Raw genomic sequence first — 12990 nt, 5'->3', positions numbered from 1 at the left:
TGCCCCTCCTGATGTATGTCCAATACGCGGCGGAGGGGCCGTCCTCGCCAGAAAACCTCTCAGAACCCGCCGATGGTCGTCTTGGCAAGGTGAATGCAAGCGGCTACGCCGCTTCCAAAGGCGCGGACGGCATTCGCCGACAGGCCCTCAGTTCCGCCGCCTGGACTCCGGGATCCGATTCGTGTAGGTCCAATGCGTTCGGCCTGCGCAACCCGGATGGCACCTACGACGCCGACCCAGGTCACGGCATGCGCCAATCGGTTGATCGGTACCGAGAACTCGCCTGATGAAACCGGCTACGCGCTCAGCCGGTTTTCCCCTCTGGGCTCCGAATGTCCTCAATGGACAGATGCGGTCCGGTTCGCCGCTTGCCCAGCACGGCGTCCAGCAGCGTCCGCAAGGAAAACCAGAGCAGGTCGTGACCGCGCCCGAGCAGCCACGGCAGGCCCTTGGCGAGCAGCCACCGCAGGTGGTCGAAGCCGCTGACCCGCGCGCCCCCGGAGCATTCCAGCGAGACCTCGCCGGGCACGGCCAACCCGGCTGCCGCGAACCGGTCGGCGAAGGCTGCCGCGAGCATCCGGTGCCCGAGTTCGGACGGGTGCAAGCGGTCGACGCTCCACGTTGCCGGGCTGTAGGCGCCCGGCAACAGGTCCAGGTCCACCACAGCGACGGCATGCGTCTCGGCGACGGCGTCCAAGATCCGGTTGAGCTCGCCGATACGCCTGGCCAGTGCCCTCCGCAGCGGCCCGGGCAACCGGAAGACCCGGCCGTGGTCGTGGTAACGGATCGTAACGACGGTCGCGCCCGCGGCGGTGAGCGCGCGCACGACGTCGTTGAGCTGCCGCCGCAGCCGTCGGGCGTCGAAGTCGGAGCGCATCGTGTCGTTCATGCCGACCATCACCACGGCCGCATCGGGCGCGGCGCGGAGGGCGGCGGGCAACTGGGCGTCGCGCACGGCTGCGACGCGCGCCCCGCTCGATGCCACGTTCGCGACCTCCGCGGCGCCGAGCGCTTCGGCCAGCAGCGGCGCGAACCCGCGCCACCCGCCGACCACCGGATCGCCCATGCCCACGGCGACCGAATCGCCGAGCACCGCCAGGGTCCGTGTTCGTCGCGGGCCGGGCGGGCCCGCCGTGATCGCGTCCTGCACGTGAGCATGGTGATCGCCGAGCCTCCTGCGGCGGTGAGGCGGCGGTGACTAACCGGCGACCGCTTGGCGAAGAATCGGCGCGTCAGCGGGGTTCGGCGCGGTAGTCCTTGCCGGGCCAGAAGGGCCATTCTTCGAAGGCCAGGCACTTCCCGTCCGGGGCGAACCGCACGATCCACAGGTCCCGGTACTCCTCGTGAGTGATCCTTCCGGTAAGAACCGGAAGGATCACTCACGAGCGTTCAGGCACACAGGAGGTGCCGCCGGGTGGGCTCCTCCTGGGGCGCCGGGCTGGCCTGGGTCGGCTGTGGGGATCCCGGTGGTCTGTGGGGGTGTTCTTGTTCCGCCCGGTGTCTTCGTTGCGGGTTTCGGCTTCGATGTCGGCTATGAGGTGCCAGACCGTGTAGGCGGCTTCGCCGCCGCCTCCGGCGTGCTGGCCGGATCGAGAACGCGAGGGCTCTTGCGGGTAGCTGGGTGGTGAATATGGCGAGGATCAGCAGGGTGAACAGGACGAACGTGCTGAGCTGGGCCCAGGACATCGGTGGTTCTCCTTCGGTGGGGCGAAGGGTGGGGTCAATTTCGCGAGAAATTGACGTTCACCCGGGTGACGGTCAATTTCTCGCGAAATTGCCACCACCTGCACGAACGCACTGCGGCGATCACGAAGCGCGACGATGCCCCGTCACCCGGGGTGGGCGCAATTTCTCGCGAAATTGCGCCGTCCTCGGGTGACCACAGGCGGGTGGTGAGGGTGTGTCGGCAGCGCATGCAGGTGCGGATGCGGTCCCTTTTCGGGCTGGTCGTGCAGCTCCGCTGCGTTCGGCTGGGGTGGTGTGGACCCGCAAGGCGGTGGCCGAGTTGATCCGGGTGCGCCACGGCGTCGTGTTGAGTTTGCGCACCGTCGGCGACTATCTGCGCTGTTGGGGTGTGTCGCCGTAGAGACCGATCCGCAGGCCTACGAGCGGGACCCCGAGGCCGTGCGCCGATGGGGGGAGGACTATCCGGCCATCGTTGCTCGCGCTTGCCGCGAGGTGCGGTGATCGTGTGGCTGGACCAGACCGGGATCCGCTCTGATGCCGCAGTGGGCCGAACCTGCCGAACCTGGGCACCGGCCGGCCGGACACCGGTGGTGGGCAAGACCGGGGAAACGGTTCAGCGTGAACGCCATGTGCGCGATCGGTAACAAGGGGCGAGCTGTACTTCACCGTCTACACCGGGTCGTTCAACGCCGGCGTGTTCGTGCCGTTTCTGGACAGTCTGACCCGTCACCTGGACAGTCTGACCCGTCACCTGGACCGTACGGTCCAGGTGATCGTCGACGGTCGTCCTGTCCACCGCCGTAAGACCGTCCGCAAGTGGGTGGACGATCACGCTGCGGCGATCGGGATGCACTTCCTGCCCGGATACAGCCCCGAGCTCAACCCCGACGAGATCCAGGGTGCCGACCTCAAAAGGACCATGACCACCGGCACAGCATCGAAAACCCGCGACGAGTTGAAACAAGCGGCCCGCTCCTTCCTCCACCGGGCAAACCCGAAGTCCGCTACGCCGCCTGAGACCACACATTTGCCCTACGAATCAAAAAAACGCCTCAGCAGAGGCCAATACGCTCGCGGGTCCTGACATGGCCAGGTGGTGGGTCAGCTGGATTGGTCGCCGCTGCCGTAGGGGCGGGTTAGGATCTCCAGGACGTGGCCGTCGGGGTCGTCGAAGTAGACGCCGCGCCCACCGTCCCGGGTGTTGATCCGCCCCGCCTCGTGGTGCCCCGGGTCCGCCCAGTACGGCAGGTCCTGAGCCTGGATCCGCGCGAAGATCTCGTCGAACTCGCCTTCGGTGACCAGGAACGCGTAGTGCTGCGGGTTGATCTCCTCGCCGGTCTCCAGGTAGTCCAACGTGACGTCGTTGCTGGTCTGGACGCACATGAACGGCCCGAAGGGTTCCGGTTGGGGTAGCCCCAGCAGGTCGGCGACGAACCGCGCGTTGGCGATCTTGTCGGAAGTGGCGACGATCGTGTGGTTGAGTTGGACGGCCATGGGTTTGCTCGCTTTCCTCGTCGTGCTGCGCTACTCCCGAGGCTAGGAGTTAGACCAAGGTCGAGGTCAATGGGACCCGCAGCCGGACCGGTTCAGGCATCGCTCGTCCGGGTGCGGGCCGCCGCGGCGTCGTCCGATTTTCGCGGAAAGTACGAGCAGGCCGTCGATCGGGAATCCGCCTACGAACTGCTGGCGAAGAAGGTCGCCGCGCCGGAGCTGCCCGAAGCAACCTCCGCAGGTGATCGGGCCCACCTGACATCAGTCACCTCGTCGGGGTAAGGTGCCTCCGACTTATCCACGCGGGAGCTCGGGCGTACCGGGCTGAGAGGGTGGCACCGCACGCGCCACCGACCGCAGAACCTGTCCGGATAATGCCGGCGTAGGGAGCTGTTGATGGCGCTTGACGTCGATCGTGCCGAAGTTCCGCACACCCTGGACGAACCGGCGCCCAAGACGCTGGGCGTGCTCGACCAGGGCGCTTTCTGGGGAAATCTCGGGGTGAGCCTGCTCGGGTTCAGCGGGGCGCTGGCCGTGCTCGCGCCGAGCGGAGTGCCGCAGCTGTCCTTCACGGCCGCCGTCACCGCGTGCGTGGTGGGCACCGTGATCGGCAGCATCATGGTCGGCATTTCGGCGATCCCCGGGGCGCGCACCGGGGCGCCCGCGATGATGTTGCTGCGCGGCCTTTTCGGCACCAAGCTGTCGTACCTGCCGACCGTGCTGAACGCCCTGCAGTTGGTCGGCTGGGGCACCTTCGAGCTGCTGGTGATCGCGCAGGGCGCGGAGGCGCTGTTCGGTGGCGGCCCGCGGTGGTTGTACGTGGTGCTGGCCGGGGCGCTGACCACCGCGCTCGCGCTGCGCCCGCTCGGCGCGCTGCGCCTGCTGCGGCGCTACGTCAGCATCGCGGTGGCGATCGCGATGGTGTACTTCTTCGTCCAACTGCTGGTTAGCCACCCGCTGCCGGACATGAACACCGGTTCCTGGCAGGGGTTCTGGCCGGGTGCGGACGCCGCGCTGGCGGTCGCGGTGTCCTGGATCCCGGTCGCCTCGGACTACTCGCGGCACTCGAAGTCGGCGACCGGCGCGTTCACCGCCGCGACGGTGGGCTACTCAGTCACCCAGATCGCCTGCTACCTGCTGGGGCTACTCGGGTTGGCGCTGGTCGCCGGCGATGCCGACAAGGCGTTCGACCCGCTGCTGGCGGTGCCGCTCGGGGTGATCTTCTTCGGGATCCTGGTGCTGCGCGAGGTCGACCAGTCCTTCGCCAACACCTACTCGACCGCGGTCTCCATCCAGAACCTGCGGCCCAGCGCGGACCGCCGGGTGCTGTGCCTGGTCATCGGCGCGGTGATCACGCTGCTCGCGCTGACCCTGGACATCGCCCAGTTCTCGAACTTCCTGCTGCTGATCGGCTCGGTGTTCGTGCCGATGTTCGGCGTGCTTGCGGTGGACTACTTCGGGCACGCCCGCCGCCGCGACTGGGACCTGTCCGCGCAGGCCCCGTCCCGCTGGGGCATGCTGCTGGCCTGGCTGCTCGGCTTCTCGGCGTTCCAGCTGATCAACCCGGGTGAGCTCGGCTGGTGGAGCCGGCTGTGGACGGGTGTGCGGGACGCGCTCGGCTTCACAGTACCGACGTGGATGAGCGCTGCCCTCACCTCATTCCTCGTGGCGGCCCTCGCGGCTGCGATCATCGGAGCCTTCCGCCGCCGCACCGAGGAAAGCTGAGTTCAGGGGCAACCGTGGCGAAGGTCGTGGGTGCCCCTCAACCAACTGCTAGTCCGCTGATCAACACCCATCTGCACGTGGACCCACGCCCTGGGTTCCGGTCCATCGCCCTGGCAACCCGTTCAGCGGAGTGTGGCTGGCAGGCCGAAGCGGATCTCTTCGCGGGTCGTCTCGTGCTCGATGACCGTGGCCGGTTCGAGGTGGTCGATGACGTCCTCGACCAGGCCCGGCGGAGCCGATGCTCCCGCGGTGAGGCCTATCGTCTCGGCGCCGGCGAGCCATGCGGGCTGGATGTCGGTGACGTCGTCGATCAGGTGGGCGGCGGTGCCCTGGCGGCGGGCCAGCTCCACCAGGCGCTTCGAGTTCGACGAGTTCGCCGAGCCGATCACCAGCACCAGGTCGCACTCCCCGGCGATCGCCGACAGCGCGTCCTGCCGATTGGTGCTGGCGTAGCAGATGTCCTTCGAGGATGGCCCGCGGACGGCCGGGAAGCGGCGCCGCAGCGCGGCGACGATGTCCGCCGTCTCGTCTACGGCGAGGGTGGTTTGCGTCAGGTAGGACACCCGCCTCGGGTCCGGCACCTCGATCTCGCCGACGTCCTCGACGGATTCCACCAGCACCGTCTGGTCGGGCGCCTCGCCGAGCGTGCCCTCCACCTCCTCGTGTCCACTGTGGCCGATGAGCACCAGGGTGTCGCCGCGCCCTGCGAACCGCCGCACCTCGGCGTGCACCTTCGCCACCAGCGGGCAGGTCGCGTCGATGACCGCTAGGCCCCGCCGCTGCGCTTCCTCCCGTACGGCAGGGGAAACCCCGTGCGCCGAGAAGACCACGGTGGCGCCGTCGGGCACCGCGTCGAGCTCATCGACGAACACCGCGCCCCGGCTCTCCAGATCGGCCACCACGTGCGTGTTGTGCACGATCTGCTTGCGCACGTAGATCGGGCCGCCGCGGAGCGCGAGCGCCTGCTCCACGATCTCGATGGCGCGGTCGACCCCGGCGCAGAACGAGCGCGGTGCGGCGAGCAGCACCGTGCGCTGTTGACTCGGCATGACTGCACTCCAAAATCGGTCGGCTGTTGCCGAACACCGGCCGCTGCCCGGAGGCGGTGTTCCCAGATGCGGGTGGCGGCCGTGATCGGCGGTCGGCGTCAGTGGTCGCGGCGGGTCACCAGGTGGGCGAGGGCGCTGAGCTCCTCGGCCGCGCGCGGGGCCGGGTCGCAGCGGTGCAGGTCGCTCAGCGCGGATGCGAGCAGGTCGTCCGCTTGGTTCTGGCTCCAGGCGCGCCCGCCGGCCAGCGCGATCAGATCGGCGGCTTGGGCCAGGTCGCTGCCGGACAGCGGCTGGTCGCGGAGGTAGAGGGCGGCCAGCCGCCGACCGGCCGGCGTGCCGGAGGTCAGCGCGGAAACCACCGGCAGGGTCTTCTTGCGGGTGCGCAGGTCGGAGAACACCGGTTTACCGGTGACCGCCGGATCGCCCCAGATCCCGAGCAGGTCGTCGACGTGCTGGAAAGCCAGCCCCAGCCGCTCGCCGAAGCTGCGGAGCCGGGCTATCTGGTCGGGCTTGCCGCCGCCGAACATCGCGCCGAGAGCGCAGGCACAACCCAGCAGCGCCCCCGTTTTGTCCCGGGCCATCCGCTGGCATTCGGTCAGTTCGACGTTGCGCCGGTCCTCGAAGGCGAGGTCCGCGATCTGGCCGTTGACAAGGTTCAGCACGGCGGTGTTCAAGGTCCGCAGCGCAGTGGCCGCCTCGGGATGCCGGCACGAGCACAGCACGTCGGCGGCGAGTGACTGCATGGCATCGCCGACGAGGATGGCGGGGCCGCTGCCGAACACCGTCCACGCCGTCGGGCGGTGTCTCCGGCTGACATCGCCGTCCATCACATCGTCGTGCAGCAGCGAGAAGTTGTGCGCCAACTCCACCGCGACGGCTGCGGGTACCGCGTCGGCCGGATCTCCACCGACAGCGCCGGCGGCGAGCAGCACCATCGTGGGGCGCAACGCCTTTCCCCGGTCGGCGCGGACCGGATTGCCGCGCTCGTCCAGCCAACCGAGGTGGTAGCCGGAGATCTGCTGCATGCGGGTGGGCAACCGGTCGACCGCTGCCCGCAGGGCGGGCTCGACCATCGCGCGGCTACGCGTCAGCGCCTCGTAGGCCGTACCCGCCTTGTTGGCATCCTGGTGAATGGTGGTCATCCGATTTCCCTTCAACCGATCTTGCTGTGCTGTGGGAAGAAGCGTTGTCAGCGGCCGATCTCGACGTGTTCGAGGACGCCGAGGGCGTCCGGGACCAGGACGGCGGTGGAGAAGTAGGTGCTGACCAGGTAGGAGATGACCGCTTGGTCGTTGATGCCCATGAATCGCACCGACAGGCCGGGCCGGTACTCGTCGGGGATGCCGGTCTGCTGGAGGCCGACGACGCCCTGGTCGTCCTCGCCGGTGCGCATCGCCAGGATGGAGCTGGTGCCGCGGTCGCTGATCGGGATCTTGTCGCTGGGCAGCAGCGGCACGCCCCGCCAGGCGTGCACCTGGCGGCCCTGGGCCTCGGTGGTCTGCGGGTAGATGCCGCGGCGGTTGCACTCCCGGCCGAAGGCGGCGATGGTCTGCGGGTGGGCCAGGAAGAACCGGGTCTTGCGGCGGCGGGAGAGCAGTTCGTCGAGGTCGTCGGGGGTAGGCGGGCCGGTGCGGGTGTGGATCCGCTGGCGGAGGTCCGCGTTGTGCAGCAGGCCGAAGTCGCAATTGTTGATCAGTTCGTGCTCTTGCCGTTCGCGCAGCGCTTCGATGGTCATCCGTAGCTGCTGCTCGGTCTGGTTCATCGGCTGGTTGTAGAGGTCCGCGACGCGGCTGTGCACCCGGAGGATCGCTTGCGCGACGTTGAGTTCGTATTCGCGGGGTTCGAGCTCGTAGTCGACGTAGGTGCCGGCCAGCGTCGGTTCGCCAAAGTGCCCGGAGGCGACCTCGATTTCCGCCTCGCCGTGCTTGTTCTGGGCCGGCGCCGGGTTGTCGCGGTTGTTGGCGATGTGCGTCCGGAGGCGCTCGAACTGGCTGTTCACCTCATGCAGTGCCCGAATGCTCAGCGCCAGGGCGATGCACGGCGTGACCGCTTTGTAAGTGTGGTTCCAAGTCGCCTGATCGGCGGCCAGCGCGTGTGCGCCGAAGAACTCGCCGTCGGCGAGCACTTTCAGCATGGTGTCGTCGCCGTACTCGCCGGTGCCGATCTGGTTTACCTTGCCGTGCGCGATGAGCACGACCCGGTCCGCGAGCTCTCCGGCGGTCGCGATCACCTGGCCCGGCTCGAACTCACGCTGCTCGAAGCGGTCGGCAAGCGCACCCAGCACCGAATCGTCGTCGAATCCGCGCAGCAGCGGCAGTTCGCCGAGTTCCTGCGGGATGACCCGTACGTCGGCGCCGGTGTTGGTGAAGGTGATCCGCCCGTCACCGACGGCGTAGGTCAACCGCCGATTGACCCGGTAGGTTCCCGCCGACACGTCCACCCACGGCAGCATCCGCAGCAACCACCGAGAGGTGGTGCCCTGCATCTGCGGCTGGGACTTGGTCGTCGTCGCCAGGTTCCGCGCCGCCGCCGTGCTAAGGCTTTGCGCGTTCTGCTCCTCGACGCCGAGATCCGGCTCTGTCACGGTCACGATGTCTTTTCTCCTTGAGGCGCGAAGCTGATGCCGGGTTCATGGCGGTGTCGTCGGATGTGCACTGGGGGCCGGAGCGGACGGGTCGCGGCCACCCGCTCCGGCGCGTTTTCCTCGAACTCCCAAGGCGTTCCGATGTGGACGGACGCGGGATCAGCTCTCCCGGCCGAGTTCGACGTGTTCGAGCACCCCGATCGCGTCGGGGACCAGGATCGCCGCCGAGTAGTAGGCGCTGACCAGGTACGAGACGATCGCCTGGTCGTTGACGCCCATGAAGCGCACCGACAGGCCGGGCCGGTACTCGTCCGGGATGCCGGTCTGGTGCAGGCCGACGACGCCCTGGTTCTCCTCACCGGTGCGGACGAGCAGAATGGAGCTGGTGCGGGTGTCGCTGACGTGCAGCTTGTTGCACGGCAGGATCGGTACCCCGCGCCACGCCGGCACCTGGTGGCCACCGAGGTCGATGCTCTGCGGGTAGATGCCGCGCTTGCTGCACTCCTGCCCGAACGCCGCGATCGTGCGCGGGTGGGCGAGGAAGAACCCGGGGTCCTTCCACACGAGCGCAAGCAGTTCGTCGAGGTCGTCGGGGGTGGGCGGGCCGGTGCGGGTGTGGATCCGCTGGCGGAGGTCCGCGTTGTGCAGCAGGCCGAAGTCGCGGTTGTTGATCAGCTCCTCTTCCTGCCGCTCGCGCAGCGCTTCGATGGTCAGCCGTAGCTGCTGCTCGGTCTGGTTCATCGGCTGGTTGTAGAGGTCCGCGACGCGGCTGTGGACGCGCAGAACCGTCTGTGCGACGCTGAGTTCGTACTCCCGGGGCGCGAGCTCGTAGTCGACGTAGGTGCCGGCCAGCGTCGGTTCGCCGGAGTGCCCGGAGGCGACCTCGATGTCCGCCTCGCCGTGCACGTTGTGCGCGCCCTTCGGTCCGGACAGCGCGGACCGGATGTATTCGCGCAGCGCCTCGGAGCTGCCGTTCATGTCGTGGAAGGACTGCTGCCGCAAGGAAAGCACGGTACAAGGCGTGACCGCTTTGTACGTGTGGTTCCAGGTGGTCGGTTCGCCGCCGAGGATGTGCGCGCCGAAGTACTCGCCGTCGGCGAGCACGCCCAGGACGGTGTCGTCGCCGTACTCGCCGGTGCCGATCTTGTTGATCTTGCCGTGCGCGATGAGCACGACCTGGTCCGCCGGCTGCCCGGCGGTGGCGATCACCTGGCCCGGCTCGAACTCACGCTGCTCGAAGCGGTCGGCCAGCGCACCCAGCACCGAATCGTCGTCGAATCCGCGCAGCAGCGGGAGTTCCCGCAGCTCTTGCGGGATGACCCGGATGTCGGCGCCGGTGTTGGTGAAGGTGACCCGCCCGTCGCCGAGGGTGTAGCTCAGCCGCCGGTTGACCCGGTACGCACCGCCGGAGGCCTGCACCCACGGGAGCATCCGCAGCAGCCACCGCGACGTGATGCCCTGCATCTGCGGGACGGATTTCGTCGTCGTGGCCAGGTTCCGCGCCGCCGCCGTGCTCAGGCTCAACTGCGGCGCTTCGGCGTCGCCGGTGTTGAGCGGATCCGTCACAGTCACGCCAATACCACCAATCATCTCTGTTCGTGAAGGGGCGGCCAGGAAATCTTCAACAGTGATTGTTCAGTGAATTCGAGGAGTCCGAATGGAATGTCCCGAGGCGGGAATGCCGTCGGTTCCGCAGCGTGCCTTCTCGCTGCCGACGGCGACGTTAGCACCAGCGATCTCGGCCGTACAGTCACCCGAACGTGCTGCGTGCGATGGCCCGGACCGGCGCGAATGTCGCATCGTCAAGATCACCTGAATCGCGGCTTGCGCGGAACGCAGCGTGATCGTCGATGCGATCGCATTCCGGTATTCGGCCAAATGGATTCCGTTCGCGCCAATCAAATGCGCAATTTCTGGCATATTCCCCGGGGGGATTGCTCCGGGTGGGCGACGAAGCTGTGATCTCGGATTCCACGAATCGGGTTATCCGAGTTCTGGTGATCGAGGAGTACTGTTCGGTTCACGTTGAAACCGGGTTCTGCCCGGTTCTTCTTCGGAAATCCTGAAATCGCGTCGACCAGACGTTGTCGGCGCCCGCGGCTTGAGTTTGGGAGGCGGGGGAGCGTGTGCGAATGCGGCGTCCAGTCGCTCGGAGCGACTCGGGGGGAGATGTCGGCATGAAGTGGAACCTGCGGTTGGTCGCGGCCCAGCGCGGCATCTGGAAGGCCACCGACATGCAACGGCGGCTCGCCGAGCGTGGCCTGGTTATTTCCGCCGGGAAGATGTCCGGTCTGTGGTCCAAGACCCCGGCCAGCCTGAAGCTGGACGACCTCGACATCATCTGCGCGGTGCTCGGGTGCGGCGTCGGCGACCTGCTGCTGCCCGAGCCGCGGCAGGTCGTGGTGCGCGGCGAATCCGCCGTCGGAGGAGCGGAATGAGCATTTACCTCAACGGCCTGATCTGGGTGCTGAGCGCGTCGGTGGCCGCCGCGATGATCGGCTACCTGGTGCGCCGGCTCGGTCAGGACGAGGGGTGGCCGAGCAACAACGACGCGGCCGGCCAGGTGTTCACCATCGTCTGCGGTCTGCAGGCGGTGGTGCTGGCCTTCGTGCTGGTGACGCTGTTCGACACCGTGACCGACGCGCGTGAAGGCGTCTACCGGGAGGCGCAGGCCCTGGTTTCGGTTTCCTGGGCGGCGGATGCGCTGCCCGGGTCGACCGGTGACGAGGCGCGCGAGCTCAGCACGCAGTACGTGCGCACGGTCATCGACGGGGAATGGCCCGTCATGCAGCAGAGCGGCCAGGTGGACGGCCCGGGTTGGGCGCAGCTCGACCGGTTGCGGGCGACGGTGCTGCAGGCGCCCGCCGACGGGGAGTTCCAGGAGGACCGCAAGACCGAGGCGATCACCCAGCTCGGCCAGGTCTACCAGGAGCGGCACGAGCGGCTCACCAGGGCGTTCGACCGCGGCGTGGTCGCGGTCGTGTGGTTCGTGCTGATCCTGGGCAACGTGGTGTGCGTGCTGCTGACGAACCTCTTCGGCGGCACCAAGCTGTTCCCGCACATCGTGCTGGTGTCCACATTGGCCGGTGCGTTGGCGTTGCTGCTGTTCGCGATCTTCCAGTTGCAGAACCCGTTCAGCGGCGGATCGCGGATCGGTCCGGACGCATTCCTGTGGGCGCTCGAACGGCTCGGTCGAAGTTGATGCGGTGGCGTTTCGCGGCCCTTGCGGCGGCCCTTGCGGCGGCTCTTGTGGCGGTGGTGCTGGTGGCCCCGGCGGGCTGGGTGGTGTCCGCGGGGGCGGCACCGGGATGCACGGTACTGCAGGTCCGCAACATCGGGCCGGGCTCGGTTTCCGCGCTGTACCGGGTGGTGCTACCGGCTGCGGACAGCACCGGGCTCGGCATGCTGGAGTACCAGATGAACGCGCTCGGCTATTCCGGCGGCTATTCCGGTTCGCAGGGCCTGGTGTACGGCATGGCCGAGCGGGGCCCGTTCGGGCGGTTCCCCGACGGCGCCCACGTGGTGGCGCTGGACCGGGCCGGACGGGCGCATGACCTGGGCCCGGTGAGAGCCGCCGCGCGTCCGCTGACCTCCCCGAAAGCCGGTGCGATCAAGGGGAACCGCTGGTACGTCGGGGATGGCGGATTCCTGTACGCAGTGGACGTCGATCCGACGAGTGCGATGTACCTGAGCGTGCTGTCGATGACGGCGATCCAGCCGTGGCACGGGCCGTTCGCGTTGGACGACTTCGACGTCGATCCGGTGGACGGCGAGTTGTACGGGGTTTCTATGACCCACCACGGCCTGCCGGCGGTCGTGCGCATCGACCGGGGCAGCGGGCGCGTCAGCAAGCTCGCGGATGCGCCGGGGTTGCCGCCGAGCGGCTACGGATCGGTGGTGATCGGTCCCGACCGGGCCCTCTACGTCACGGCCAACCAGGTCGGCGGGCTGTACCGGGTCAGCCGCGACGGTTCGGTGACGAGGCTGGCCACGATGCCACCGATGTCGAGCTCCGACGCCGCCGGGTGCCTACGCCAGACCCCACCGCCCAGCCCACCGCCGCCCCAGCCGCCGACCACGACTCCATCGACCCAGCCGCCGCTTTCGACGACCCTAGCTCCGACGCCGACCCCGACGCGTCCCGGCCAAAGCTCCACTGCGCCCACGCCGAGCCGGATTCCGCCACCGACCCTGCCGACGTCCTCCCGACCGCCCCCCGCACCGCCTCCGGAGCCCGGCGCCTACGCTCCGCCGACGCAGGAACCTGGCGCTGATCACGCTGGGCATGACACCAAGGAGAAGCGGCGCTGGGCCCTGGCGATGTTGCTCCTGTTGATCGGCGGCAGTGCCGCAGTGCGCCGCCTTCGGTGAGACCCTACCGTGAGTGGTTTTGGTCGCGATAGCACCCAAAATCACTCACGGACTCTCGTCCCTCTAGTCTCATCCAACGTTGCT

At 68.3% G+C, this 12990-nt stretch carries 15 protein-coding genes and 1 riboswitch; of the genes, 8 read left to right on the top strand and 7 right to left on the bottom strand.

Translation table 11 applies throughout. The annotated features are described in order from the left end of the window. The first annotated feature begins 11 nt into the window (after nucleotides 1-11). Nucleotides 12-287, top strand: coding sequence for a hypothetical protein (locus ACRXBZ_RS04410; RefSeq protein WP_433877910.1), 276 nt, complete (start codon nucleotides 12-14; stop codon nucleotides 285-287). 17 nt (nucleotides 288-304) lie between these two features. Here ACRXBZ_RS04410 and ACRXBZ_RS04405 read toward each other — a convergent pair whose 3' ends face one another. Both ACRXBZ_RS04405 and ACRXBZ_RS04400 read right to left on the bottom strand, forming a co-directional pair. Next, on the bottom strand, nucleotides 305-1150 hold the full coding sequence (locus ACRXBZ_RS04405) for an SGNH/GDSL hydrolase family protein (RefSeq protein WP_433877909.1): 846 nt from the start codon (nucleotides 1148-1150) through the stop codon (nucleotides 305-307). Nucleotides 1151-1232: 82 nt separating this feature from the next. Next, a complete protein-coding gene (locus ACRXBZ_RS04400; RefSeq protein WP_433877908.1) occupies nucleotides 1233-1379 on the bottom strand; it encodes a hypothetical protein in 147 nt (48 codons plus the stop codon). A gap of 521 nt (nucleotides 1380-1900) precedes the next feature. Between ACRXBZ_RS04400 and ACRXBZ_RS04395 the strand changes: the two genes are divergently transcribed. Further along, complete coding sequence (locus tag ACRXBZ_RS04395) at nucleotides 1901-2086, top strand: winged helix-turn-helix domain-containing protein (protein ID WP_433877907.1); 186 nt, start codon at nucleotides 1901-1903, stop codon at nucleotides 2084-2086. A 255-nt stretch (nucleotides 2087-2341) separates the two neighbouring features. Beyond that, nucleotides 2342-2770 carry a transposase gene (locus ACRXBZ_RS04390; RefSeq protein WP_433883796.1) on the top strand — a complete coding sequence of 143 codons (429 nt, stop codon included), beginning with the start codon at nucleotides 2342-2344 and terminating at the stop codon, nucleotides 2768-2770. Between the two features lie 17 nt (nucleotides 2771-2787). On the opposite strand, the gene ACRXBZ_RS04385 is transcribed toward ACRXBZ_RS04390, so the two are convergent. Beyond that, nucleotides 2788-3180, bottom strand: a complete 393-nt coding sequence (locus ACRXBZ_RS04385; RefSeq protein ID WP_433877906.1) for a VOC family protein — start codon at nucleotides 3178-3180, stop codon at nucleotides 2788-2790. On the opposite strand from ACRXBZ_RS04385, the gene ACRXBZ_RS04380 reads away from it, so the two are divergent. Continuing rightward, nucleotides 3160-3459 (top strand): helicase HerA-like domain-containing protein, encoded by a 300-nt coding sequence (locus ACRXBZ_RS04380; protein WP_433877905.1) that lies wholly within the window; start codon nucleotides 3160-3162, stop codon nucleotides 3457-3459. The two genes, ACRXBZ_RS04385 and ACRXBZ_RS04380, sit on opposite strands and share 21 nt — an antisense overlap. Nucleotides 3460-3469: 10 nt before the next feature. Further along, a riboswitch (TPP riboswitch) is annotated at nucleotides 3470-3583 on the top strand. After that, nucleotides 3574-4902 (top strand): purine-cytosine permease family protein, encoded by a 1329-nt coding sequence (locus tag ACRXBZ_RS04375; RefSeq protein ID WP_433877904.1) that lies wholly within the window; start codon nucleotides 3574-3576, stop codon nucleotides 4900-4902. It overlaps the preceding riboswitch by 10 nt. A 122-nt stretch (nucleotides 4903-5024) precedes the next feature. Here ACRXBZ_RS04375 and ispH read toward each other — a convergent pair whose 3' ends face one another. From ispH to ACRXBZ_RS04355, 4 genes are all read right to left on the bottom strand, one after another. Beyond that, nucleotides 5025-5951 (bottom strand): 4-hydroxy-3-methylbut-2-enyl diphosphate reductase, encoded by a 927-nt coding sequence (gene ispH / locus ACRXBZ_RS04370; protein WP_433877903.1) that lies wholly within the window; start codon nucleotides 5949-5951, stop codon nucleotides 5025-5027. A gap of 98 nt (nucleotides 5952-6049) precedes the next feature. Next, nucleotides 6050-7093, bottom strand: a complete 1044-nt coding sequence (locus ACRXBZ_RS04365) for a family 2 encapsulin nanocompartment cargo protein polyprenyl transferase (RefSeq protein WP_433877902.1) — start codon at nucleotides 7091-7093, stop codon at nucleotides 6050-6052. Between the two features lie 47 nt (nucleotides 7094-7140). After that, nucleotides 7141-8541: a family 2B encapsulin nanocompartment shell protein gene (locus ACRXBZ_RS04360; protein WP_433877901.1), complete on the bottom strand. Its 1401-nt coding sequence runs from the start codon at nucleotides 8539-8541 to the stop codon at nucleotides 7141-7143. A 153-nt stretch (nucleotides 8542-8694) separates the two neighbouring features. After that, complete coding sequence (locus tag ACRXBZ_RS04355) at nucleotides 8695-10107, bottom strand: family 2B encapsulin nanocompartment shell protein (RefSeq protein WP_433877900.1); 1413 nt, start codon at nucleotides 10105-10107, stop codon at nucleotides 8695-8697. A 605-nt stretch (nucleotides 10108-10712) separates the two neighbouring features. Here ACRXBZ_RS04355 and ACRXBZ_RS04350 point away from each other — a divergent pair. The 3 genes from ACRXBZ_RS04350 to ACRXBZ_RS04340 are packed head-to-tail and all read left to right on the top strand — an operon-like array spanning nucleotide 10713 to nucleotide 12906. Then, nucleotides 10713-10973 carry a helix-turn-helix domain-containing protein gene (locus tag ACRXBZ_RS04350; RefSeq protein WP_168589541.1) on the top strand — a complete coding sequence of 87 codons (261 nt, stop codon included), beginning with the start codon at nucleotides 10713-10715 and terminating at the stop codon, nucleotides 10971-10973. Continuing rightward, the gene (locus tag ACRXBZ_RS04345) at nucleotides 10970-11737 is read left to right on the top strand and encodes a bestrophin-like domain (RefSeq protein WP_433877899.1); all 768 of its coding nucleotides are present in this window, start codon (nucleotides 10970-10972) and stop codon (nucleotides 11735-11737) included. Before ACRXBZ_RS04350 ends, ACRXBZ_RS04345 begins: the two co-directional genes overlap by 4 nt. Beyond that, nucleotides 11737-12906, top strand: a complete 1170-nt coding sequence (locus ACRXBZ_RS04340; protein ID WP_433877898.1) for a DUF6923 family protein — start codon at nucleotides 11737-11739, stop codon at nucleotides 12904-12906. Before ACRXBZ_RS04345 ends, ACRXBZ_RS04340 begins: the two co-directional genes overlap by 1 nt. Nucleotides 12907-12990: the final 84 nt, after the last annotated feature.

The sequence above is a fragment of the Saccharopolyspora hattusasensis genome (assembly GCF_050972075.1).
GTDB lineage: Bacteria > Actinomycetota > Actinomycetes > Mycobacteriales > Pseudonocardiaceae > Saccharopolyspora > Saccharopolyspora hattusasensis.
The sequence above is the reverse complement of the archived record's forward strand: the minus strand, read 5'-3'. Positions and strand labels throughout refer to the sequence as shown.

Excerpts from the sequence above, each read along its gene's own strand:
- ACRXBZ_RS04410 (WP_433877910.1), top strand. The coding sequence starts at position 12 with ATGTATGTCCAATACGCGGCGGAGGGGCCGTCCTCGCCAGAAAACCTC.
- ACRXBZ_RS04385 (WP_433877906.1), bottom strand. The coding sequence starts at position 3,180 with ATGGCCGTCCAACTCAACCACACGATCGTCGCCACTTCCGACAAGATC.
- ACRXBZ_RS04375 (WP_433877904.1), top strand. The coding sequence starts at position 3,574 with ATGGCGCTTGACGTCGATCGTGCCGAAGTTCCGCACACCCTGGACGAA.
- ispH (WP_433877903.1), bottom strand. The coding sequence starts at position 5,951 with ATGCCGAGTCAACAGCGCACGGTGCTGCTCGCCGCACCGCGCTCGTTC.
- ACRXBZ_RS04365 (WP_433877902.1), bottom strand. The coding sequence starts at position 7,093 with ATGACCACCATTCACCAGGATGCCAACAAGGCGGGTACGGCCTACGAG.
- ACRXBZ_RS04350 (WP_168589541.1), top strand. The coding sequence starts at position 10,713 with ATGAAGTGGAACCTGCGGTTGGTCGCGGCCCAGCGCGGCATCTGGAAG.
- ACRXBZ_RS04345 (WP_433877899.1), top strand. The coding sequence starts at position 10,970 with ATGAGCATTTACCTCAACGGCCTGATCTGGGTGCTGAGCGCGTCGGTG.
- ACRXBZ_RS04340 (WP_433877898.1), top strand. The coding sequence starts at position 11,737 with ATGCGGTGGCGTTTCGCGGCCCTTGCGGCGGCCCTTGCGGCGGCTCTT.